Below are 2110 nucleotides of genomic sequence, written 5' to 3' on the forward strand. Positions count from 1 at the left end.
CCACACCCGACCCCGAACCACCCGACGCCACCACACCCAAACCCCGCAACAAACCCCCACGACCACCCGCCAACACCACCGCACGATGCTCCAGGGTCGCCCGGTAGCGGGCGGCTGCACCGGCGAGGTCGGTGAGGGACAGGTCGGGACGCGACTCCACGAAGGACCGCAGGCGGGCGGCCTGGTCGGCCAGCGCGGCGGGGTTTCGGGCGGAGAGCACCACCGGGACGGTGTCGGGCCACTCGGCGGCGGCGACCGGCTCCGGCTCCGGCGCCTGCTCCAGGACGACGTGCGTGTTGGTGCCGCTGACCCCGAACGAGGACACGCCGGCGCGGCGGGGCCGGCCCGCCTCGGGCCACGGCACCTCTTCGGTGAGCAGTTCGACGGCTCCCGCCGACCAGTCCACCTGTGGCGTGGGCTCGTCCACGTGCAGGGTGCGGGGCAGCACCCCGTGGCGCATCGCCTGCACCATCTTGATTACACCACCCACGCCGGCAGCCGCCTGCGTGTGCCCGATGTTCGACTTCAACGAACCGAGCAACAGCGGCCGTTCCCGGTCCTGCCCGTACGTCGCGAGCAGCGCCTGCGCCTCGATCGGATCACCCAACCGGGTCCCCGTACCGTGCGCCTCCACCGCGTCCACATCCGACGCCGACAAACCCGCGTCCGCCAACGCGGCCCGAATCACCCGCTGCTGCGCCGGACCATTCGGCGCCGTCAACCCGTTCGACGCACCATCCTGATTCACCGCCGAACCCCGCACCACCGCCAGAACCTGATGCCCGTTACGCCGCGCGTCCGACAACCGCTCCAACATCAGGATGCCGACGCCCTCGCCCCAACTGGTGCCGTCAGCGGCGGCGGCGAAGGACTTGCAGCGACCGTCGGCGGCCAGCCCGCGCTGGCGGCTGAACTCGACGAAGACCTGTGGCGTCGGCATCACGGTCACGCCGCCGGCCAGCGCCAGCGAGCACTCGCCGCGGCGCAGCGCCTGCGCCGCGAGGTGGATCGCCACCAGCGAGGACGAGCAGGCGGTGTCGACGGTGACAGCTGGGCCCTCGAACCCGAACGTGTAGGACACCCGGCCGGAGGCGACACTCGCCGCGCTGCCGTTGCCGAGGTAACCCTCCACGTCGCGAGGCACCTGCCGAACGCGGGAGCCGTAGTCGCCGTACATCACGCCGACGAAGACGCCGGTCTGGCTGCCGCGCAGCGCCGCCGGGTCGAGGCCGGCCCGCTCGACCGCCTCCCAGCTGGCCTCCAGCAGCAGTCGCTGCTGCGGGTCGATCGCCAGCGCCTCCCGGGGGGAGATGCCGAAGAAGTCAGCGTCGAACCAGCCGGCTTCGTGCAGGAACCCGCCCGACCGCGCGTAGCTGTGGCCGTGGCTTCCGGGGTCGTCGTCGAAGAGGTTGGCCAGGTCCCAGCCCCGGTCCTCCGGGAAGGGGGTGATGCCCTCGCGGCCCTCGGCCAGCAGCTGCCACAACTCCTCCGGGGAGCTGATCCCACCCGGGTAGCGGCAGCTCATGCCCACGATCGCGATGGGCTCGTCGGTGCGGGTGGCGGGCAGCGCCGGCCCCGCCTCCGGCCGGTCCTGGCCGGAGAGTTCCGTCAGCAGGAAGTCGGCGAGCGCCACCGGCGTCGGGTAGTCGAAGATCAGCGTCGCCGGGAGTCGCAGCTCCAGCGCGCCGTTGAGCTTGTTGCGCAGCTCGACGGCCGTGAGCGAGTCGAAGCCGAGGTCCTGGAACGCCTTCGTGACGTCGACGGCGTGCCCGTCCTCGTGGCCGAGCACGTCGGCCACCTGCTCGCGGACGAGCCGCAGCACCGTCTCCGCCAACTCGTCGGCCGACAGCCCGGCGAACTGACCGACGTCGGTCGCGCCGGTGGAGGTGGCCGTGCTGACGGCGCGGCGCACCGGCGTACGAACCAGGTCGCGCAGGATCGGCGGGACCTCCCGATCCCGTAGCGCGGCGGGGTCGACACGGGCACCGACGAAGACACCGCCCGGACCGGCCACGGCGGCGTCGAGCATGGCCAGGGCATCCGCAGTCTCCAACACCGCCAGACCCGACCGCGACAACCGCGCCAAATCCCGCTGCGACAACCCCCGCGT

General features: G+C 72.6%; 1 pseudogene. It reads right to left on the reverse strand.

Features of this window, described 5'->3' with window-relative positions:
* A pseudogene (locus AB0B14_RS36685) lies at window positions 1-2101 on the reverse strand (beta-ketoacyl synthase N-terminal-like domain-containing protein); the annotation flags it as partial.
* Window positions 2102-2110 lie beyond the last annotated feature (9 nt).

It is taken from the genome of Micromonospora sp. NPDC049171 (assembly GCF_040648275.1).
Lineage (GTDB): Bacteria > Actinomycetota > Actinomycetes > Mycobacteriales > Micromonosporaceae > Micromonospora.